This window comes from Micromonospora sp. DT4 (genome assembly GCF_049841675.1).
Classification (GTDB): Bacteria; Actinomycetota; Actinomycetes; order Mycobacteriales; family Micromonosporaceae; genus Micromonospora.
This window is the reverse complement of the sequence record NZ_JBNCKT010000038.1, coordinates 1-20,853: the sequence shown is the minus strand read 5'-3', so window position 1 is coordinate 20,853 and position 20,853 is coordinate 1. Positions and strand designations below refer to the sequence as shown.

19 protein-coding genes and 2 tRNA genes are annotated in these 20,853 nt (G+C 67.6%); 7 read left to right on the top strand and 14 right to left on the bottom strand.

The features are described from left to right. Positions 1–134 precede the first annotated feature (134 nt). Entirely contained in the window at positions 135–905 is a 771-nt protein-coding gene (locus ACLQ24_RS13680) for a CPBP family intramembrane glutamic endopeptidase (protein WP_425891721.1), read from the top strand. 4 nt (positions 906–909) lie between these two features. On the opposite strand, the gene ACLQ24_RS13675 is transcribed toward ACLQ24_RS13680, so the two are convergent. Continuing rightward, positions 910–1,521, bottom strand: coding sequence for a hypothetical protein (locus ACLQ24_RS13675; RefSeq protein ID WP_425891719.1), 612 nt, complete (start codon positions 1,519–1,521; stop codon positions 910–912). Between the two features lie 88 nt (positions 1,522–1,609). Here ACLQ24_RS13675 and ACLQ24_RS13670 point away from each other — a divergent pair, with 88 nt between their 5' ends. From ACLQ24_RS13670 to ACLQ24_RS13660, 3 genes are all read left to right on the top strand, one after another. Beyond that, complete coding sequence (locus tag ACLQ24_RS13670; RefSeq protein ID WP_425891718.1) at positions 1,610–2,071, top strand: hypothetical protein; 462 nt, start codon at positions 1,610–1,612, stop codon at positions 2,069–2,071. Between the two features lie 468 nt (positions 2,072–2,539). Beyond that, a tRNA-Ser gene (locus ACLQ24_RS13665) sits at positions 2,540–2,630 on the top strand. 35 nt (positions 2,631–2,665) lie between these two features. Beyond that, positions 2,666–2,738: transfer RNA gene (locus tag ACLQ24_RS13660), tRNA-Arg, on the top strand. Positions 2,739–3,285: 547 nt separating this feature from the next. Here ACLQ24_RS13660 and ACLQ24_RS13655 read toward each other — a convergent pair. Both ACLQ24_RS13655 and ACLQ24_RS13650 read right to left on the bottom strand, forming a co-directional pair. Next, positions 3,286–3,663 carry an ISL3 family transposase gene (locus tag ACLQ24_RS13655; protein ID WP_425891772.1) on the bottom strand — a complete coding sequence of 126 codons (378 nt, stop codon included), beginning with the start codon at positions 3,661–3,663 and terminating at the stop codon, positions 3,286–3,288. 26 nt (positions 3,664–3,689) lie between these two features. Further along, entirely contained in the window at positions 3,690–4,337 is a 648-nt protein-coding gene (locus tag ACLQ24_RS13650; protein ID WP_425891771.1) for a transposase, read from the bottom strand. A 301-nt stretch (positions 4,338–4,638) separates the two neighbouring features. Here ACLQ24_RS13650 and ACLQ24_RS13645 point away from each other — a divergent pair, with 301 nt between their 5' ends. The 3 genes from ACLQ24_RS13645 to ACLQ24_RS13635 all read left to right on the top strand — a co-directional run bounded on the left by ACLQ24_RS13645 (position 4,639) and on the right by ACLQ24_RS13635 (position 8,490). Beyond that, positions 4,639–7,257, top strand: coding sequence for a TrlF family AAA-like ATPase (locus ACLQ24_RS13645; protein ID WP_425891716.1), 2,619 nt, complete (start codon positions 4,639–4,641; stop codon positions 7,255–7,257). A gap of 189 nt (positions 7,258–7,446) precedes the next feature. Beyond that, positions 7,447–7,662, top strand: a complete 216-nt coding sequence (locus ACLQ24_RS13640) for an IS110 family transposase (protein ID WP_425891714.1) — start codon at positions 7,447–7,449, stop codon at positions 7,660–7,662. 24 nt (positions 7,663–7,686) lie between these two features. Next, positions 7,687–8,490, top strand: a complete 804-nt coding sequence (locus ACLQ24_RS13635; protein WP_425891712.1) for an IS110 family transposase — start codon at positions 7,687–7,689, stop codon at positions 8,488–8,490. A gap of 464 nt (positions 8,491–8,954) precedes the next feature. Here ACLQ24_RS13635 and argS read toward each other — a convergent pair whose 3' ends face one another. From argS to ACLQ24_RS13580, 11 genes are all read right to left on the bottom strand, one after another. After that, positions 8,955–10,742: an arginine--tRNA ligase gene (gene argS / locus ACLQ24_RS13630; RefSeq protein ID WP_425891710.1), complete on the bottom strand. Its 1,788-nt coding sequence runs from the start codon at positions 10,740–10,742 to the stop codon at positions 8,955–8,957. A 66-nt stretch (positions 10,743–10,808) separates the two neighbouring features. After that, a complete protein-coding gene (locus tag ACLQ24_RS13625; protein WP_425891708.1) occupies positions 10,809–11,558 on the bottom strand; it encodes a nucleotidyltransferase domain-containing protein in 750 nt (249 codons plus the stop codon). Then, a complete protein-coding gene (locus ACLQ24_RS13620; RefSeq protein ID WP_425891706.1) occupies positions 11,555–12,505 on the bottom strand; it encodes a methyltransferase domain-containing protein in 951 nt (316 codons plus the stop codon). Before ACLQ24_RS13620 ends, ACLQ24_RS13625 begins: the two co-directional genes overlap by 4 nt. A gap of 34 nt (positions 12,506–12,539) precedes the next feature. After that, complete coding sequence (locus tag ACLQ24_RS13615) at positions 12,540–14,057, bottom strand: pyridoxal phosphate-dependent decarboxylase family protein (protein ID WP_425891704.1); 1,518 nt, start codon at positions 14,055–14,057, stop codon at positions 12,540–12,542. 486 nt (positions 14,058–14,543) lie between these two features. After that, entirely contained in the window at positions 14,544–15,437 is an 894-nt protein-coding gene (gene ribD, locus ACLQ24_RS13610; protein ID WP_425891702.1) for a bifunctional diaminohydroxyphosphoribosylaminopyrimidine deaminase/5-amino-6-(5-phosphoribosylamino)uracil reductase RibD, read from the bottom strand. Continuing rightward, positions 15,437–16,660, bottom strand: coding sequence for a hypothetical protein (locus ACLQ24_RS13605; RefSeq protein WP_425891700.1), 1,224 nt, complete (start codon positions 16,658–16,660; stop codon positions 15,437–15,439). The genes ribD and ACLQ24_RS13605 overlap by 1 nt, the downstream gene beginning before the upstream one ends. Positions 16,661–16,681: 21 nt before the next feature. After that, positions 16,682–16,906: a hypothetical protein gene (locus ACLQ24_RS13600; protein WP_425891699.1), complete on the bottom strand. Its 225-nt coding sequence runs from the start codon at positions 16,904–16,906 to the stop codon at positions 16,682–16,684. A 220-nt stretch (positions 16,907–17,126) separates the two neighbouring features. Further along, positions 17,127–17,864 carry a creatininase family protein gene (locus ACLQ24_RS13595; RefSeq protein ID WP_425891697.1) on the bottom strand — a complete coding sequence of 246 codons (738 nt, stop codon included), beginning with the start codon at positions 17,862–17,864 and terminating at the stop codon, positions 17,127–17,129. Between the two features lie 12 nt (positions 17,865–17,876). Continuing rightward, positions 17,877–18,989, bottom strand: a complete 1,113-nt coding sequence (locus ACLQ24_RS13590) for a hypothetical protein (RefSeq protein ID WP_425891695.1) — start codon at positions 18,987–18,989, stop codon at positions 17,877–17,879. 401 nt (positions 18,990–19,390) lie between these two features. Beyond that, positions 19,391–19,585: a DUF397 domain-containing protein gene (locus ACLQ24_RS13585; protein WP_425891693.1), complete on the bottom strand. Its 195-nt coding sequence runs from the start codon at positions 19,583–19,585 to the stop codon at positions 19,391–19,393. Beyond that, positions 19,582–20,469 (bottom strand): helix-turn-helix domain-containing protein, encoded by an 888-nt coding sequence (locus ACLQ24_RS13580; RefSeq protein WP_425891691.1) that lies wholly within the window; start codon positions 20,467–20,469, stop codon positions 19,582–19,584. Before ACLQ24_RS13580 ends, ACLQ24_RS13585 begins: the two co-directional genes overlap by 4 nt. Positions 20,470–20,853: the final 384 nt, after the last annotated feature.

The window sequence follows — 20,853 nt, the reverse complement described above, 5'->3', positions numbered from 1 at the left end:
TCTCCAGACGGCAGCGGATCGGGCGCCCATAGAATCTCCACGGAGCGTGCACATCGGTCGCACAGAATGTGCGATCGGTTCATGCCGGCCGGTCAGCCGTGCCCGTGGTGCCGTCCGTCGGGCAGAGTGGTGCGGTGACCGTTGAGCTGACCCGCCCGGTGTCCCGCCGGCTGCTGGGGACCGAGACGTTGCTGGTCCTCGGCCTGTCCCTCGGGCAGTCCGCCGTCTACGCGGTGGTCTCGATCATCGCGAAGCTGACCGCGGAGGGCCCGCTCTCCAAGCAGACCGCCGCGCTGAACACCTCTGCGTCGGCCCGCCCCTGGCTGGACCTGACGTACCAGCTCCTCGGCATCGTGTTCGCGCTGCTTCCGGTGCTGCTCGCCGTACACCTGCTCAGCCGGGACCCCGGCGACCCCGCGCGTACCCTCGGCCTGGACGCGCGGCGGGCCGGCCAGGATCTGGCGCGCGGCGCCGGCCTGGCCGCGCTGATCGGTCTGCCCGGCCTGGCCCTGTTCTGGGTGGCGGCGTACCTCGGCCTCAACGCCACGCTGGTGCCGGCGGCGCTGCCGAAGGTCTGGTGGGCGGTCCCGGTGCTGATCCTCGCCGCCGTGCAGAACGCCGTGCTGGAGGAGGTGATCGTGGTCGGCTATCTGGTCACCCGGCTGCGCCAGCTCCAGTGGCGGCTCGCCGCGATCATCGCGGCCAGCGCGCTGCTGCGCGGCTCATACCACCTCTACCAGGGCTTCGGCGCGTTCGTCGGCAACGCGGTGATGGGCGTCGTGTTCAGCCTCTTCTACCTGCGTACCCGTCGGGTGATGCCCCTGGTCATCGCGCACACCCTGCTCGACGTGATCGCCTTCGTCGGCTACGCGTCGCTGCCCCGCGAGTGGTTCGACTGGCTGTGACCGGTCAGCGGGGGCCCGGCCGGTAGGCGGCCACGGCCCGCGCGGCCAGCCGGTCGGCCGCCGCCGCGTCGCCCAACGTGGCGGCCACCACAGCCGCGCCCGGCACCAGCCGGGAGGCCAACCGCAGTGCCACCCAGCCTCCGGCCTGCGCGGTGAGCGGCGCGGCCAGCCGCCATGCGGCCTCCGCGGCCCTCCGCCACGTCCCCTCCGCCGGATCGCCGGCCTCCCGCGCACCGGCCAGCGCCGCCCGGGCGCTCGCCGCGTCCGGGTGCACCTGGGTCAACACCAGCAGCTCCTCGACCCGATCGGGATGCGACGGGTCCCGGCCGTAGGCCGCCGCCAGGCGCAACACCAGGTTCGACTGGGTCCACAGCACCGACACCAGCTCTGCCAGCGGCGCGAAGAGCCCGGCGAGCGCCGCCGCCGCCCCGCCCACGCCCGCGGCCCGCACGTACTGCCGGGTCGCCAGGCGGGCCAGACCGTCCGCCGGAGCGTCCGGGTACCGGTCCCGTAGCCGCCGCGCCCACTCGGCGGCGCCCGGACCGAGCGTCCGTACCGCCTCCAGCGCCAGCAACTCCGGAGCGAAGCCAGGATGGTCGCGCAGGCGCGCGACCACCGCCGGCAATTCGGGGGTACGGGGTGAAGCCGTCTCGGGGTTGCCGGGTGCAACCGCCTGAGGGCTTACCGCCGCAGCGGGCTCGGGGGTGATCGCGGAAGCCACTTCCGGGGTGGATGCCGGTGCGCTCGCCTTCGGCGTGGCGGCTCTGCGCGGGGTGGGCTTCTCCGGTTCCGCCGTGCGCGGGGTGGACTTTCGCGGCGCGGCTGGGTCCGGAATCGCCTGGTCCTGGGTCGTCGAGCGCGATGTCGCCTCACCCGGGGTCTTCCTGCTCGGGGTCTTCCTGCTCGGGGTCTTCCTGCTCGGGGTCGTCTTGCTCGGGGTCGTGGCGCGGGTGGGCGTGGCGCGCTTGCGAGGGGTTGGCGTGATCCCGGTCGGCTCGGAGGTGACGGGCGTCGCATCCGGGATGGCCGGCGCTGGCGGGGGTGGTGTCGGTGCGACGGCCGCCGTGCTGGTGGCGGTCTTCTGCGGCCGGGGAGCCCACGCCCTCGGCGGCCGGACTGTCGGGTCTCCCGACGCGCCGGGAGGTGCCTCGTCCTTGGCGGGGTGAGCTGCCGTCTTGGCGGGCTTCTTGGCTGCCGTCTTGGCGGGATGCGCCGAATCTTCGGCGGCGGGCGGCTCGACCGGGGCGCTCTCCGCGTCGGCGGGGGTTGGCTCCGGCTGTCGAGGCAGGGGACGGTCCGGCTCCGGTGGCTGGAAGATCACCGGTGCCGCCTTGGCACGTCGTGGACGCGGGCTCGCCGGTGCCGCAGGGGCGGTCTCGGCAGACTGCTCGGTCGCCTGCGGCGGCGTGAACGTGGCCCGCGCCGAGCGCCGACGCGGGCGCTCAGCAGGCTCTTGGCGGGTCGGTTCGCTGGGCGGCTGCTCCTGCATATCGATGGAGCGTAGTCCCGATCACGTCACCGCACAGCGGCGAAATACCGGGGCGGGGCGCCCCGGTCGGCGTACCCCGGAAGTCGTTTTGCCCCCGGTGGGTGCCGACCTGTATCCTCGGGCGCGGTGGTCTGCGGGCCACCAGGGAGACTTCGCCTAGTCTGGTCTATGGCGCCGCACTGCTAATGCGGTTGGGGTCTTAAAGCCCCTCCCGGGTTCGAATCCCGGAGTCTCCGCGCGAAAGCCGGGTGTGTACACTGGCTGAGCACGAGCGCCCGTAGCTCAATGGATAGAGCATCTGACTACGGATCAGAAGGTTAGGGGTTCGAGTCCCTTCGGGCGCACGAATGATCAAGGCCGTGACCTGCCAGAACAGGGGTCGCGGCCTTTTTCTTTCCCATTTTCGTTGCCGATTGTCCTACATTTTGGAACGTTGGTGCTCCGTTGGTGCTCCTCTGTTTCGGCGGGGGTTTGTGCTGGCTGGGGTCGGAACGGTCGGTGCTGGCGTGGTTCGTGTCGGCGGGTCCGGGCGGGCCGGTGGGGCCGTGGCGGTCAGGTCGCCTGGTGGTGGGTCCCGGCGCTTCCGATTCATGGCTCGGGGGAGTGTGCGGGCGCGGTTGTGGACGGCGTGGCCAACATCGCCCTCGCCACCCGCCGCCCACACGACCTCATAACCGCCGTGACCAGCAGTTACCCAATGATGTAATGACCCTGGATGAGTGAGGTGCACGACGGGGCGGGCAATAGCTCAATCGATTGGTTGCCGGATACCCTTCGGGGCCTGGCACCTGCCAGCCCTCGGCCCTGCGGTGACCTGGCCGGGGTGTCAAGGGTCAGGACGAAGTGGCTCTGGCCCAAAGTTGGTGATTTCGTCCTCGCGTGGCGTAACGGCTATTCGGCGAGGATGACGCGGAGCCGGAGGAGGTCGAAGTTTGCTCGGCCGTACATTTGCCTCTTGATCGTCTTCAATCTGCCGACGTTGCCTTCGACGGCGCCGCTGCTGTAGGGCAGGGTGAGTCCGTTGCGGACCGCGTCGTAGTCCTTGAGCAGCCCGGAGGCGAAGCCAGCCAGCTGTGCGACTGTGCTGGAGCGGGCCTGCGTGATCCAAGTGTCCAGGTGCTGGCCCTGGCGTTGGCGCAGCATGCCGGCGAAGTCACTGACCAGTCGGTCGACGGTGCGCAGGCTGTCACACCGCTCGAGGATTCGGGCCAGGTCAGCGTGTTCACGGGCGGTGCGCTCGGCGGCGGGCCGGATGATCCAGCCGGTCACCTCCCGGGGCTTCGGCGCGACCGGGGTCACGGGGTCGGCTTGATCGTGCCGTCGCGCCAGGTCTGCAGCAGTCGGCGCACCGTGCGTGCGCTACCGTGGTAGCCGCGTTCGCGTAGCTCGTCCGTCAGCCGGACGGCGTTGGTGCAGCCCTGCTTCCACCGTTCGGCGATGTAGGCGGCGTGTTTGTCGAGGTCACGGGTGCGCGGGGCGGTCTCGGTGAGCAGTTCGTCCGCGGTCGCCGCCCGTAGGTAGCGACGCACCGTCTTGCCGTCGAGGTTCAACGCTCGGCTGATCGCGGTCGTGCCGACACCAGTGGCGTGCAGGGTGTGGATTTCGGCGTGCCGTTGTCTGGTCACCTCGGCGCGGTGGCCCTGCTCACCATCGGTGGACGGGCGCGGCTGGGCGACGGCTTCGGCTTCCGGCCGGTCCTTGAGACAAACGCGGTGTGCACGCACGACCCGGTCGACGGCCTGGGTGAGGTTCTGTAGCAGGTGGAACCTGTCGGCGACATGGATCGCGTCCGGCGCGCCGAGCCGTCCGCCTTCGGCGTACCCGCTCGCACGGTCACGGCAGATCACCTGCGCGCCGGGATGGGCGCGCAGCCAGTCGGCGAACGTGTCGGCGTGCCGGTCGGGCAGCAGGTCCACGGGCCGGCCGGTGCGCATGTCAACGATGATGCTGCCGTAGGTGTTGGGCGCGGTTCACCGCCAATCCAGCCTCTCCAACTGGACCAAACGCTTGGCTTCGGCTCGGCGACATCCTCGACGCAGCAGTTGGCGGCTCTGCCTGGCCGCCTTGCCCAGTTCAAAGTGAACCCACCAGCACCCGCCTCGTCAGAGCGCCCTGGCGCGCCACCGCCGCCCGCTCGCTCCCACCGCCGCCGTGCACTCACCTGACGCGCCACCCCGGGGAGTCACGGCGTGGCGCGTCAATGAAGTCGTCCCGGCCGCGCGCGTGGATCTATCGTCTCTCTTCGTGGGTTACTCCCGATGGGTGCTGGCAGATCTTCAGGTCCACACGCCGGCCGACTTCCACCAGAAGTACGGCGACGTCGGTGGCCCGTCGCCGAACGCCGCGTTCGCCGAAACGCTGATCAAAGCGCATGCCGACGCGGGGGTGTCGGTCATCGCGGTCACCGATCACAACACCCTCGCCTGGTATCCCGAGCTTGCCGCGGCGGCCCGTCGTCACGGCGTGGTGGTGTTTCCCGGGATCGAGTTCAACGTCAACAAATGCCATCTGATGGCGATCTGGGACTGCAACGACGACGGTTATCAGCGCGGCCAACAGTTCCTCTCGCACTTGTTCCCGCCCAACAGCCCGCCGGCGTTGACCGAGCGGCGTGAGCCGAACCCGACCACGGTCGGTTCCCCTTTGGACCTGGTCAAGACCGCTGCGCAGACGTATGGGGCGCTGGTGCTCGCGCCGCACTCCACCGCCAAAGACATCGGCCTGTTCGCGCGCAACGTCTGCAACACAAGCGCGCAAATCGCGCAGAGTGGCTTCGTCGCCGGCTTCGACGTGTGGGGAAATGAGGGCGCCGATGTCCTGCGCAACCCGCGCTCCCAGTTCGGTCAGCACCGCCCCGCGTGGTTCATCTCCGGAGATGTCCGCGATCTTGAGACCGTCGGTCGACGCGCGGTCTACCTGAAGCTGGGCACGCCCCCGACCTTGGAGAGCCTGCGCCAGGCGTTCTTGATGCCCGACCAGCGGATCCGGCTCCAGGAGCCCCACCGCGCCAAGTTCGGGCGGGTTCCCGGTCTGCAGTTCCTCGACGGCACCGACCCCACATGGCCGCGCCTGACCCGGCTAACCGTTACAGGTGGTTTCCACGACGGCCTTGCCCTCGATCTCGGGCCAGGTTTGAACGCCATCATCGGCGGCAAGGGCGCGGGAAAGTCCACCACGATTGAGATCGTCAGGCACGCTTGCGCCGCACCCGCCCCGAAGACGGACGACAACCGGAACAACCGGGTCGCGAACTTCTCGGCCAACGCGACGGCCACCCTCGGCGTGGTAACCGCCGACCAGCAGCGCTACGAGATCACCCGATCCGGCGACGATACGCCGCCGCAGCTGCTGCGCAACGGCCTCGACACCGAACTCGACGTCTCGCGCCGCTTCAGCGTCAGCGTCTACGGCCAACGTGAACTCGCCCTGCTCGCCGACGATCAGTCCGGGCTGCGCCAGTTCCTCGCGATCTCGGCAGACCCGGATCTCACCGCCGCTCACGCCGAGCAGGAACGTTGCCTGCGCGAGTTGGAGGCGACCAACGCCGACCTCGGCAAGCTCGAGGCGACCCTAGCCCGCTCGGCGGACAGCGAGGAGAAGCTTAGGGACATCCGTGACCAGCTGGAGGTCGCCGGTCAGCACGGGGCGGAGCAGCACGTCGCCGCCTCCCGCGAACTCACCGCGGTCCAGGCGGAGGTCGCCGCGGTGAGGACCTGGCTGAAGGGGGTGGAGCCGATCGTGGAGCAGATCCGTTCCGCCGCCGCACGCCCCGCCGTCCGCGAGCACGACGTCGTCCCGGCGGCCCTCATCGGCGCCGCCGCCCAAGCCGAGTCCACAATACGAGCAGCCGTGAACACGATCCTCGATGCGGTACGCCTGGGACTGAGCACGCTCGAACCGGCCGTCGAAGAACACCAGGCTCTGGTTCAAACACGCCGGCACCAGATCAACGTGGCCTTGGCCGACGCCGGCCTCACCAACCCGGACGAGCTCGCCCGCCTCCAACGCACCGCCGCCGACCTCGAACGCGCCGTCGCCAAGACCCCGGCACAGCGACAGCGCCTCGAGGAACTCCACGCCGTACACGCCGACCAGATCGACGAATTGCGAGCCGCCAGGCGAGCCATCTCGCAACTTCTGCAGACCGCCGCAGCGAACCTGACCGTCACAGTTGGCGGCCGGGTCCGGGTCGTCGTGCAGCCCCAAGCCGACCGAACCGACCTACAAGACCTACTGACCCAACTGGTCGCCGGGAAGAACGTCCGCAGCGACCAGATCACCAAGCTGGCCGACACATCCCCCGCAGTGCTCGTCACCGCCCTCAAATCCAACGAGGAACAACTCGTCAAGCTCGGCGTCAGCGAGAACACCGCCGCGAAATTGCACACCCTGACCGCCGGCAAAGTACGGCAAATCGAGCAGTGCGACACCCCCGACCGCATCGTGGTCGAGATCAACCTCAGTGACAACGACGAGCCCCGCTGGCTCGACGTCCGCAGAGTTAGCCCCGGACAGAAGGCCACCGCCATGTTGTCGCTCGCCCTGGTCACCGGCAGTAATCCGCTGATCATCGACCAGCCGGAGGACGACCTGGACAACCGCTACATCTACGACCAGGTCGTCCGGCAGCTGGCCGAGGTCTCCAACCGCCGACAGGTCATCGTCGCCACTCACAATCCGAACATCCCCATACTCGGCGACGCCGAGATGATCCTCGCCCTCGACGCCACCATCGACAAGAGCCGCGTGGTGGCCTGCGGCGCCATCGACGAACCGGCGGTCGCCGACGCCGCCCGGCAGATCCTCGAAGGAGGCGACAAGGCGTTCCGAGACCGCGCCCGGCGGTACCGAGCCGCGCACTGACGGCGGTATCCGCGCAGCTCCCGGCACCACCCGCCCACGCCGCCGAGTGCAATCACCCGGCGTTCTCGCCGCGATCGCGGCCACGCCCGCTGTGACCCGATAGGTGCGTTGACCTGCACGGTGAGTGTCCTGTCCACGGACTGGCCGACGGTCGCAAACCCCTCGGTCAGCTCGTGTGGAAGGGTCCCCATGGCAGCAGCATCCGTGATCACCCTCGGCGTCGACACCCACAAGGATCTGCACGTCGCGGTCACCCTCGACGCGCTCGGCCGGCGCCTCGGCATAGCCAGCTTTCCCACCGACGACGCCCACCACGCTGACCTGTGGCAGTGGGGCGCCGGGTTTGGGCAGCTCGCCCAGGCGGGCGTGGAGGGTACCGGCAGCTACGGCTACCGGCTTGCCTAGTTCCTGACCGGCCGCGGTATCACCGTGTTCGAGGTCAACCGGTCCGACCGCGCCGCCCGGCGTCGCCGAGGCAAGTCCGACCCCGTTGACGCCGAGAACGCCGCCCTCGCGGTTCTCTCCGGCGACGCGACCGCCACCCCCAAGACTCGCACCGGACCAGCCGGGCAGCTGCGGGCTCTACTGGTTGCCCGGCGCAGCGCGACCAAATCACGCACCCAAGCCGAGCTGCAGCTCCGTAGCGTCATCCTCGAACTCGACGATGACCAGCGCGCCCAGCTGGACCGCCGGCGCACCGACCACCTCGCCGCCGCCTGCGCCGCGCTGACAGGCGCCGACGGCATCAGCCTCGCCTTGGCCTCGCTGGCCCGCCGCTGGCAGTTCCTCGACACCGAGGTCCGCGCGAACACCGCCCAGGTCGAGGCGATCGTCCGCCAGACCACTTCCCGGCTGATGGACCAGCCCGGCATCGGGCCGATCACCGCAGCCCAGCTCCTCGCGACCGCTGGCGACAACCCCGACCGGCTGAGCAGCGAGGCCGCGTTCGCCGCGCTCTGCGGTGTCAGCCCGGTCGAGCACTCCAGCGGTAAGACCCAACGCCACCGGCTCAACCTCGGTGGTGACCGCGCCGCCAACAGCGCACTATGGACGATTGCCAACAACCGCCTTATGCATGATCCGCGCACCCGCGAGTACGCAGCACGCCGCACGGCGCTCGGTTCCAGCCGCAAAGAGATCCTGCGCCTGCTCAAGCGCTACATCGCCCGCCAAGTCTTCACCGAGATCCGCCGCGCCCTTACCCCGCCGAAGATCAACCGAATCAAAACTTGACATAGGGGCATCACCGCGCTGCCCACGGCGCGGCGGCGGGGTGAGGTGGCGACTCACCAACTGCTACGGCGACTCGAATAGGAGAAGCCCTGACATACGGCGTACGGCACCTCCGGCTCGAGGCAGGCCGACACAACCACCGCGCCCTGCGGCTCTACACCGCAGCCGGATACGAACCCACCCCGCCCTACTTCCTGGCAGAAACCCGGCTATCAACCGGGCTTTCGACAAGCGCCTCCAGCCGTATGCGCCGGCGACGAAGCGCTGCGCGAGCACCCGCCCGCAGGCGTGGCCGAACAGGCCGGGGAGTGGGCGGACTGCCAGGCGGGCGAGGTTGGTGAGCACGACGGTGACGCCAGTCGAGCCACTCAACCCACAGATCCCCAGCTCACCGCACGCGTCGCCCACTACGAAACGGCCCTGCCCGGCGGGCAAGGGCAGCACAGGCGGCCGCCCGGCCTTGATCACATCCTCGGTGGTGCTTCTATACCGAGTAGGTTGAGGCCGGTGGCGAGGGTACGGCCAGTGAACTGGCACAGCGCAATTCGGTTGTCGCGCTGAGCGGGGGTGTCTGCGCGCAGCACAGGACAGGACTCGTAGAACTCGGTATACGCCTTGGCGAGTTCGAACAGGTAGCCGCACAGCCGGTGTGGTTCGAGAGTGGTGGCGACCTCGGTGAGGATTTCCTCGCACTCGTCGAGGGAAAGGATGAGTGCGCGCTCGGTGGGGTGTAGCGGCAGGGTCGCGTCGACCTGCCCAACGGTCTTGCTTCCAGGGACCTTGCGAAGGATTGATTGGATCCGGGCGTGGGCGTACTGGAGGTAGACGCCGGTGTTGCCGGAGAGCGCGACCATTCGGCCGATGTCGAACGTGTAATCCTTGGTGCGGGAGGTGGACAGGTCGGCGTACTTGACCGCGCCGATGCCGGCGGCCTGCACAACGTGGTCGAGGGTCGCGGCGTCCAGGCCGTGCGCCTTCTCGGCGATGACGGTGCGCGCGCCGTCGACAGCGGCGTCGAGTAGTTCGCTGAGGCGAACGGTGCCGCCGGAGCGGGTCTTGAACGGTCGCCCATCAGGGCCGAGCACGGTGCCGAAGGGAACGTGTACGGCGTCGACGCCGTGGGTCAGCCATCCGGCTCGCCGTGCGGTAGCGAAGATCATGCGGAAGTGCAGGGCCTGGCGGGCGTCGACGACGTAGAGGATGCGGGTGGCCTTCAGATCGCGGATGCGGTATCGGATCGTGGCCAGATCGGTCGCGGCGTAGCCGAAGCCGCCGTCGTTCTTACGCACGATCAATGGGACCGGATCACCGTCCGGGCCGATGATGTCTTCGAAGAAGACGCACAGCGCGCCCTCGCTGGGCACCGCGATGCCGGCGGCGGTCAACTCGTCCACGACATCGCCGAGGTAGGGGTTGTAGGTGGACTCGCCTGCCGAGTCGGCAGGGGTGAGTAGCACTCCGAGGCGGTCGTAGAGGGCCTGGAAGGCGTGCTGGGATTCACCGACAAGATCGCGCCAGACGGCGAGGGTGTCCAGGTCGCCGGACTGGAGGGCGACGACCCTGGATCGAGCTCGGTCGGCGAAGGCCGTATCGGCGTCGAACTGCGCACGGGCGGCGCGGTAGAGCCCGTCGAGCGTGGACACCGTGCTGGTGGCGTCCACAAGCGTGTCCTGCTGCCGCCAGGGCAGCTCGGGGTGCTCGTCGAGATACTGGATGAGCATGCCGAACTGGGTGCCCCAGTCACCGAGGTGATTCTGGCGAACCACCTCGGCACCGAGAAAGTCCAGGACACGAGCGAGGGCATCGCCGATGATCGTGGTCCGCAGGTGCCCGACGTGCATTTCCTTGGCGATGTTAGGTGCCGAGTAGTCGATTACGACGCGCTCGCCGGTCGCCGGCGTGCCGATACCGAGCCGCTCGTCGCTCATTCGATCGTTGACCCGGTCCCAGATCGCCCCGTCCCTCACCCGCAGGTTGAGGAAGCCGGGTCCAGACACTGTCGCGGAGACGGTCTGGTCGTTGATCGCTTCGGCCAGGGACTGGGCCAGTTCACGGGGTGACCGGCGGGCCTGCTTGGCTAGCGCGAGGGCGACGTTGGACTGGAAGTCGGCGTGGTCGGATCGTCGCACCAGGGGGTCGCCGCCGGCCAGATCGGCTGGCAGGACCTGGGTCATGGCCGCGGACACCGCGGACTCCACCAGGTTTTTGGTTGCGACGGCGTCGGTCACTCGGGCGTCTTCCTTCTCGTCCATCACAAGCTGTGATTGTTTGGCACGCAACTGACATCGGCAGCCTACCGGCCGAGCCGCTCGACTCCGTCATGGTTTGCCGCCCCCACAGCGGGCGACGAGTGATCTTCGTATCTGTGCACGCTGTTCCACGAGCACCCCGTCAACGGCGCGGGTCGCGTCGGCAGTGCTCAAGCCAGCCAAGCCGCACTGGACCAGACCATGCAGAGCGGCTGTGTCCGAGGAGGCGTAGCCAAGGTAGTCCTTGCCATGGCTGCCGCTACCGGGATCACTGATCAGCATGTGGACGAGGTGGGTTATGGAGATCCGTTCGGTTTCATCGACCATTGACAGGGCCAGCAGTGCCACCGCGTTGCTCGCCTGCGCTTGGTGTTCGCGGTAGCGCTCGACGTTTCCGCCCAGGAAGATGTGAGGGCTGGTGAGCGCGTTGAGGATCAGGCGGAGCTTGAACGGTGTCGAGTTCAAGAACCCCGGTTCTGCGACTACCGGCGGAATCGACAGCCGGCCCGAAGGGTCGATGACAAAGCCGCCGAGCGCGATGGCTTGAATCACCTCATCGGTACGGGCGAAGAGCTTGACCTCGTACGCCACCTCCTCGTCAAGGTCCAATCCGTGCCGGGCGTGCAGGCTCCGCACCTCGCTGACGAGCGCTGCGGTATCCATCCGGTCGGGCACTTCATCGGTGATGAGGAGAAGGTCCAGGTCTGACTGAGGGCTGGCGGTACCACGGGCATGGGAGCCGTAGACGAGGCCGTAGCCGGCGGTGCCAACAAGCTTGTGCAGAACCCGGCTCGCGTCGGCGAGCAGCTCATTGATCATCGGAGCCTCCGCGTCAGCGACGCCGGCGCCGACCCCGCCACATGCGCGCGGCTCTCGATCTTCCAGAAGTCGATGAGATGGACTCCCGAGGGGATAAGGACCTCGCCCGATGGCTGCTCGTGCTCCCTGGCGAAGCGTTCAACCGCGGCTCGGGTCGTGGGGTCGGAGACCAGTGCGGGGAACGACTTGAGGTGCACGATCTCAAACCACCGGCGCGCCGCGTCCGGAGTCGGAGCTGCGGCGACACCGCCACGACGGGTGTGGACCAGGCGGCCCTCGCCGCGCGACTCGGCGTCCCGTAGTCCCTCGATGACAATCTCACGGGCGTATCCGCGGCCAGTGCCGGGAAATGGGGCGATCTGCTCCCAGAGTTGGGTGACGAGTCGCTGCTCGGGCGTTTCGGAGTCGAAGAACATGACGATCAGGCGGCCATTCGGGGCGACCAGGCTCAGGACGTCGCGCACAAATCCGTCGGCTCGCCTGCGGGCATCCGCCGCGTCGGCTCGCGGGCGGATGCCTTCGGATGTCATCTCCTCGAACAGATCGAGGATGGGGTAGCTCAAGGACCAGAACGCGCCGACTACGTCGAACGTGCCTGCCAGGCCCTTGGCATGCATCGCCTCGACCGCCTCCCGGATGTCCAGGCACGCGGCCTGGGCGTCCGGGAACCGCTGGCGGAAGGCTGCGATCATCGGTCCGCCGCTATCGATGCCGTACAGCGTTGCGGCGTATGGGGCCAGAACGGTGGTGACCCGCCCGGTCCCGCAACCGAGATCCAGGACGTTGAGCCGTCGGTCGTTGCCAGGCTGCCCGTAGTGCTCAAGCATGAGCCGTGCCACCAGGTCGACATCCTCCACACCGTCGAAGAAGTGTGGCAGCAGTACCTGCTCGTAGATGCCGGGCGCGTGGTAGACCGCGCGGAATTTTTCGGATTGAATATCCATCATCTGCCTCCCAGGGTGAGTGACGACGGGGATCCGGTTAGCAGGACTCTTCGATTTCAGCACCAAGCGCCTGCACATGTCCGAGGATGCCGCGGATGTGGCGCTCCTCGATACGTAGATTCGCGCCCATGAATCGGAGTGGATGCAGGATTTCGCCGGTTCGCAGTACCCCGGGGTCGGGGATGCTGAACTGGTGCAGGTGCCACTGGCCAACCTCGAGAAGGCGGCGGTGGATCTCCTTGTTCACGGTGTTGACGCGATCGATGTCCGGCCGGGTGGGGTCGACGTCCGTGGGGAGGTAGAGAAACGCCACGGCCGTGAGGTCTGGATCGTGTAGCCGCAGGAAGCGGGGCCGCTGGTCAACCGCCTCGACGAACGCCCGCGTGATCTCCATCCGGCGCTCGATCATTGCGGCGAGCCCGGCGCGTCCGTGGGCGCGCATCATCATCCACAGCTTGAGCGACGCCCACGGTTTGGTTCCAATGAATGGTGTGATCTGTCCGAAGGCAAAGTCCTCCTGCATGATGAGGTCGGAATAGCTGGTGATCATGCGAAGGTGCTCGGGTACTTTGACGAGCAGAGCGCTGACGCTGTACGGCACCGCCATGACCTTGTGTGGATCGACCGTCACGCTGTCGTACTCGGCAATGCCATCGACGCGGGGCCGCAGGGCCTCGCTAAAGGTACACACGAAGCCCCAGCAAGCGTCCGCGTGCAGCCAGATTGACTCGTCCGTAGAGCGCACCACGTCGTGCACGGCGCGCAGGTTTTCGATTGTCTGCGTTCGGCTGTCTCCGGCGTACGCGACCACCGACATGACGCGGCCCTTGTGCTCGTGCAGGGTCCGCTTGAGCGCCTGCAAGTCGTAACGGAAGTCGATGGTGTCAACCTCGATGATCTGAGCGCCGCAGCCGATCCAGGTCAGCGCGCTCCTCACGCTGTAGTGCCCGATGCCACGGGGGACGATGACGCCGAACTGGCCCGGGTCGGACACGCCCCGGACCATGCAGCCCGGCGCCCGCTGCTCCCTCGCCAACATCATGGCCACCGTGTTGCTCGACGTGCCACCTGTCGTGACCAGGCCACCGACATTCCATACGCAGGTGAGATCAGGTACCGGGAGGTTCGTGTATCCGAGTAGTTCGCGCAGCCACCGCAAGGTGGCGATCTCGACGAAGGTCGCGCTGGGCGAGTCGAAGCTTTGGTTGATCAGGTTTTGCTGGGTAAACAGCGCCAGTAGCCCGCCCGCCAGCGCGGCCGGATCGTCTCCGGTGTCGCCAAACCCGAGGAAGTACGGGCTGTTCTCGTTCTTGCACAGCGGCAGCACCGAGTGCCGGAAGTCGTCGAGGATCTCGGCCAGGTCGGTAGGGTGCTCGGGCAGTTCACGGACGAGGATGTCCCGGATCTGCTCGGGACTCCTCCGTTGCCGGTAGATCTGGTCTTGCAACTTGAAATCGACGCAGACATCGATCAATTGTTTGAAGACCTCGGTGTGGGATTCTCTATTGTCACTGGTAAGAGCAGTTGAAGATACGCCAGGGCTGATCGTTTGCACCAGGGAACCTTCCTTGTCGATCGGGCGGGCCTCGGCCTCTGGGGATCCCGGCTGTTGTCGCCGATCCCGGTGGTTGATGGACCTGGTGCCATCACTTCGTGTGCCCAGGATCACCCCTCACAAGAGGGCTGGGAATACCGACTTATGGTCCGACCTTGTGTACCGACCTACGGTCCGACCAGGTGCTGAGCTGGACAAACCACCCCGCAAGCGCACGGTCGTCAGCGGCCGGCTTGGGTGCCACGACGTCGGTTCGGGGCGCTGCCAGAGCCAGCGGGAGAAGGCGTCAGTCGATGCCTCACGCCGAGCGACCCCCGTTGCTCACCCGACAGGCCACTCAGGCGAGGAGGAGCTCCAGGCGGCCAGCGTCAGTACTGGCCATTGCGAGGGAATCGGCGTGGTCCGCGTTCTGTGTGAGGCGGCATGAGACGCATGAGACGCCGGCGAACCTGTTCATTGGCGAAGCGTCGGAGGGGTGCTGGGGTGCTACTCCATGTTGTGCGCGGAGCGCCGCAGGTGGACCCTTAACGAGTCCGCAGCTGTGGTCATTGCAACGAGGTGGAAGTCGTTGGGTATGAGGCCGGCGTCGACGGTGTTAAGCGCCTTGGACGGATCAGCTCGCGATACAGAGATGATGACCTCGTCGATGGCGTGCAGCTGCGATCGCAGTGCTTCGGCGTACTCATGCCCGACGACGAGCACGCTACGTGCGCCGACTGCGTAGGCGGCCGACAACCACCGCAGCGGGCCGACGTCAATATCGGCTTCCCCCGGCAGTGCGAAATGCTCTGCGGTGTGACCGCCGGGGATACCCTCGTAGAGGGTCTTGTCCGCCACGACGAGATCCGCGCCACCGCGAAGATCGAGCAGAAGACGTCCCTGCGCCGCCTGTTGACGCCCGTCGTCGGGGGCGTACGCCCATGTCAGGTAGGGTCTCCGGCGCGTGGTTGCGGTCAGCCAGGGGCTAAGCACCGTGAGGGCTTCGTCGTGCAGCACGTCGGTTTCGACCTCGACGCCTGCGGCAGCGAGCGTTGCGGCACCGCCTTCGCCGCGCGAGGTTGGGTCGATGACGCCGATGATGACGCGGGAAACGCCGGCGTCGAGCAGCGCTTGGCGGCACGCCGGTGTGACACCGACATGGTTACATGGCTCAAGCGTGACGACGGCTGTCCCGCCACGAGCCGCGTTTCCAGCGGCGGTGAGGGCGTGCACTTCGGCGTGCGGCTCGCCCTTGCGGCGGTGAAACCCTGCACCCACGATCGTTCCATCCTGGCTCAGGATGACGCATCCGACGGGCGGGTTCGGGCTCGTGGTGCCCAGCCCAAGGGCCGACAGCGTGATGGCGTGCCGCATCGCGGCCAGCTCTACCTCTGATGCCATCAGGGGGTCTCCACAAGGTCGTCGAGGAACGCGCGAACGTCGGCCAGGTGACGGTGCTCGTCTACCGCCGATCCGATCTGGGCCAGTTGGTGCAAAATGCGCCGCGATCCAGCGCGACGGGCGACCGGCAGCGCGATACGCGCGGTGGCGGCGGCCTGGTCGGGCTGGTCGGCCGCGACATGCGCTGCGGCCTTGGTCAGCAGGGCTGAGGTGAAGTCCTGGCGATGAAGCGACGGGATCGACGGCAGCGCCGCGTCCAGCACCGCGATGGCCTCCTCGGGACGCTGCCCGAGCCGGAGACAGGTCCCGCGGTGAACTTCGATGTACCCACTCGTGCAGTAAGAGCCGTGCTCCCCTTCGGGCTTACCTGGGCCACGGTCGGCGGCCCAACGATGCGCGTCGTCAAGGAGCTGCATCGCTTCACGATTCTCCCCAACTGCGGCGAGCGCATGAGCATGCTGAACGCGAAGCGCTGCCCGCACCGGGCTGGGCACCTTCGTGTCATTGACCATGGCGGCACCGGCCCGTTCGACAGCACGATGCGGCTTCCCGGCGATGAGCCAGTACTGGCTGCTGCGATACATCGCCCACGCCGTCATGACCGGATCAGCGATCTGATCGGTCCAGGAGAGCGCCTTCCCGGTCCAGCGATGAGCGGCCGGGGCGTCGTCGAGCGACTGGTTCAACCATGCTGCGGACTCGGCGTACTGGGCGGCGAGGCGGACGAGGCTGGGGCGGAATGACGTTGGCACCTCAACGAGCAGCCGATCGACAAGCGTGAGCTGGGCAGTGACGCCGATGAGCGCGTACTGCGGTCCGAACAGCTTGTCGTTCTGAACCAGCAGGTGCCACTGGGCGCGCAGCTCATAGATCGTCTCGTCCCAACTCCCCGGTGACGGCTGACCGGTGAAATGGCCGGTGCCACTGGTGATATCAGTCCGTCGTGGGATGTAGAGGTCGAGTTGAGTGTCGGTGACGGCGCCGAGGACATAGCGGAGGGCAGCGCGGCGTTCTTCGCTGGGCCAGCGGTGTTCGCCGCGTTCGAGCTTGCCGATCCAGCGGGAGTCGACGTAGTGGGCGGTGAGGTTACGCCTGGGGTAGAGCCGGTCGAGGGCGGTGTTGACGGCGTCGGCCAGTTCGCTGCGCGACATGCTCTGGCCTGCCCGCCGGGGTGATGGCAGTCGCTGGCGGGCGTCGCTGAGTGGGGTGTTCGGCGTGATCACCGTGTCCGGATGGCGAGGCAACTACAGGTCCCGGCACATCGGTCGATGAACACCGAGGTCCTCGTCGGTGGTGGCGTCGAGGACGTGGCGCAGGGCGGTGCGGCGCTCCTCGCTGGGCCAACGGACCTCGCCGCGTTCGAGCTTGGCGAGCCAGCGAACATCGACGGCGATGGCCGCCTGGTTGCGTCCAGGAGCGTGGTCACGGAGCCTCGCATTGATCGCATCGACCAGTTCGCTGCGGGACATGCCCTCTGCGGAACTTGTGGGCGAAGCTGTTCTTCGGCGAGCTTCGCTGAGCTGAGTGTTGGGCACCACATCGGTGTCCAGATAGCGTCGCACTGGCCCTCCCTTTCACGTTCGCGCGCGCCGGCCTGCCCGGACGCCTTACTGTTGACGGTGATTAAACGAATTCGCTCGACGACAGTGCGGATTCGATATCCAACAGCTCAATAATTCGACCCAAGGGTCACCAGCGCCCCGCTGAGGACTGTCGTTCGACGCCCATGGCTGACAAGTGGCGACCGAAGGCTTCGGTCAAACTGTGGAGCAGCGCGTGTCCTTTCTCCCTATTCGCGGCCGATGGCTGGCCGATGACGCCTGTCTGCGTGTACGCACCCATGCCATGCACAAGGAGCATGGCGCGTTCGTCAGCGAGGTGGTCGCCTTGCGCAACGCCGGGGCGGACGGCGTCCGGGCAGCTGTGCAGCAGGATGGAGACCTCCAATTCGCCGGCGTGCATATCGCGATGCGCGTCAGTCTCTAGATCGGCGGCTGCCCGTGCCTGGTCCCAGTCAGCCCGGGTCGGGAACAGCGTCATCACGCCCGGCTTTGACGCGTTGGCGGTCTGGACGATGTTGCTGAGCACGTAGTTGCCGCCGTGGCCGTTGACGATGGCCAACCGCGTGATCCCGTTGTTGGCGAGTGAGTCCCGGATGTCCTCGACGATGGCCGAGAGAGTCTTATGGCTGATGCTGACGGTTCCTGGCCACGCGGCGTGCTCGTGCGAGCAGGACACGGTGATCGGCGGCAGAACGAGAACGTTGTACCGTGCGGCGATTGACGTGGCGATCGCCGCGGCGATGATTGTGTCTGTGGCCAGCGGCAGGTGCGATCCGTGCTGCTCGAAGCTGCCGACTGGCAGCACCGCGACCGTCGGTGTCTGGGCGGCGATCTCGGTGCTGGTGGTCATGGGGATTAAATCCACTCGGTCATCTTGTCACCGGCTGAGCACCGCAGCGCGGTGAGCATCGACGAAGGCTCGCACGGGGGCGAGGGTGGTGTGGCGGCGCAGCGCGATGGCGAGCGGCTGTGACGCTCGGATGGCGCGGTACGAGCCCGTCTCGTTGGCGAGCCGCAGGGCGTTCATGCCGTGGCCCGCTGCCCGCTCTGGGTCGTCGGGCAGGTAGCACTCGCCGAGGTGTGCGTACCAAATTCCGGCGTCGAGCAGGGGTACCTGGTTGTCGCCGTCCAAAAGCTCGTTGAATATCGCACCGGCGGAGAGCGTGTCGCCGAGCAGTTGCCGGCAACGCGCGTCGACCGCGGTGACGTAGCGCAGGTCGCAGTGGCTGGCGAACTCGTCCTCGGCGTCGTTGGTGGCGCTCTGCAGCCCTCGGCGGGCAGCGGTGATCACGTTGTCGGTGTCGTCGTCGCCGTTGCTGGCCAGCGCTTCAGCCAATCGCGTCAGGCACAGGGTGCGTGTGCGGGGCGGCACCGGGCCGTGGGTGAGTGATCGGCGGGACAGCGTGATCGCGGCGCGGACGGCGCCGTCGTCGAGGGCGCGTTGGCTTTGGCGCATGAGGATGTATGCGCCGAGCAGCTGGTCACCGGCTTCGTTCGCCCGGCGGTGCGATCGGTCCAGCCATGAGCCACCATCCGAGGCCCCACTGTTGTCGGCGACCCAGCTCATGTATTCCGACCACCGGGCGTCGACGCTCGCCAGGTGCGGTCGGCCGCCGTTGCTTTGCAGGTGATCGAGGACGTCGAGGTGTTGGCGGACCTGGGTACCAAGGTGCGGGGTTACGTAGGGGCCGGCCTGCTGTGTGAGGCGGTGGAGTTCGGCCAGCCACACTTCGACCGCGTCTGGCTGGCCGGCGATGAGCGAGTCGTCGACGCGGATGCGGGTCACCGATGCGGTTGGCGCTGCTGGCTGCGGACCGGAGTACTCGGGTGGAGCGTCGGGCGAGCGGCGTGGGCTGTAGAGGCCGAGCCGGGCATCGTCGGTGACGGTCAGCACGTGGCAGAGGGCGACGCGTCGCTCGACGCTGGGCCAGCGGTGCTCCCCGCGTTCGAGTTTGCCGATCCACCGGGAGTCGACGTACTGCGCCGTCATGTCCCGGCCAGGGTGAAGCCGATCGAGGCTGCTGTTCACCGCGTCGGCAAGCTCGGTGCGCGACATTTGCTGGCCACGTCGGTTCGGCGACGACCGGGACTTGCGGGCCTCACTGAGCAGGACATTCGGCTCAATGATCGCTTCAGGGTGGCGCGGCACAAGCTACCTCCACGGCACATGAACCTTCCATCAGCGCGATGACGCGCGACGCTTCGGCGGCCATGAATAGTATTTCAGCACCAGCGAGCGTCGCGCGGTCCCGCCGTCGACTGCCCTGATCTTGTGGCCGCCAATTTCTGAGGCGGGTGCCCCTGACCGGGCGCCGGCCGATCAGCCTCACAGCCGCGCCACTCGCATTCTCGTCACCGAGCGTGCCGCCCTGCTGTGGTCAGAGCCAGGGATCAACGGTTGAACGTGCCAGCTCGGACGCTCCCGGTGAAGGCGCTCCAGGCGGCGGGCTCGAATGCCAGGACGGGGCCGGCGCTGTTCTTCGAGTCGCGCACGCCGACGGTGCCGTCGCCGGCGCTGGCGACCTCGACGCAGTTGCCGTCGTCGCTGCGGGTGGACTTGCGCCATCCCGTGAATTGTGCGGTCATGCGGAGACTCCTTCGATGGGTGACAGGCTCTGCGCCGCGTCGCGGAGCAGGCGAATGCTGAGGTCAGGTGCGAGTGAGGCGGCCTTCAGCCGGCTGTGCAGGCTCAGGTAGGGCTGGACCTCCTCCATCTCGGTGTAAATCACATCATTCGTGAGGGTGTCGACTGCGACGGCCAGGGAGTTCGGCGTGGCGCGGTAGCGGTAGATCGAGTACGCCGATTTATAGGCGCTGTGGCCCTTGATCGATATGCCGATCGGCAGCACCTGGATGGTCACGGTGGGGTGCGTCGCGCAGACGTCGATGAGGTGCCGGAGTTGGTCGGCGACGATGTGCGCTTCGGCGGCGCAGCGTCGGATCGCGATCTCGTCGAGGAGGAGGTCGTAGCGCGGCCCATCGGCGGCGAGCAGTAGTTGCTGCCGGTGCGCCCTGGCGGCGACCGCCGCGGCGGGGTCGAAGGTCTCGGTGTGACGGGCAGGTTCGCTGCGCAGCCGAGCGTCGGCGAACGCGGTCGTCTGGAGCAGGCCGGGAAACAGCGCCAAGGCGTACTCGGTGATGGATTCGGCGCCGCTTTCCAGGTCGGCGTAGGTGGCCTGACGGAGGCCCATTCGTTGCGCGTCGGCCATCCACCATCCGCGCGCCCAGCCATCGGTCGCCGCGTCCATGATGGCTGCCCGCCGCTTGACGCCGACGGCCAGATAGTCACAGATCACGCTGACCAGATCGATGTCGGGGCCGAGATGGCCGTTCTCCAAGGCGCTGAGCTGTTGACGCGGAAACCCGACGGCGCGTGCGAGTTTTTCAGCCGGCATCGCGTGCTCGTCACGCAGTCGCTTGATCTCGCGTCCTAGCCATCGTCGGCGAACGTACGGACTGGGGCGGGTCACCGGCTGCCTCCAGCAGTCTGTGTCAACCCGGTCGACAATCGCGGCCGGCCTGGGTGCGCTCAATGTACCTCCGAGGGTCGCCGAAACGATCTTGCTGAGGCTCAAGGTCCATCCTGAATGCCCAGCTCAGGGGGTGGTCGGACCAAAGGTCGGTACACAAGGTCGGACCAAAGGTCGGTATTCCCAGCCGTGGACGGCTCCGTGATCGTTGATGTGCAACGAGCAAGTCATCGATGGGCCGATGCGGCGTTGGTTGGCACGGCTCCGCGAGGCGGGGACCTCGATATGGCATCGGGGCCGGATCGCGACTAGGCCGTGTCTTGTGGATCAGGTTTCGCGGGCGAGGTCGCGGAGCCAGATCTTGATGGTGGCGATGTCGATGGT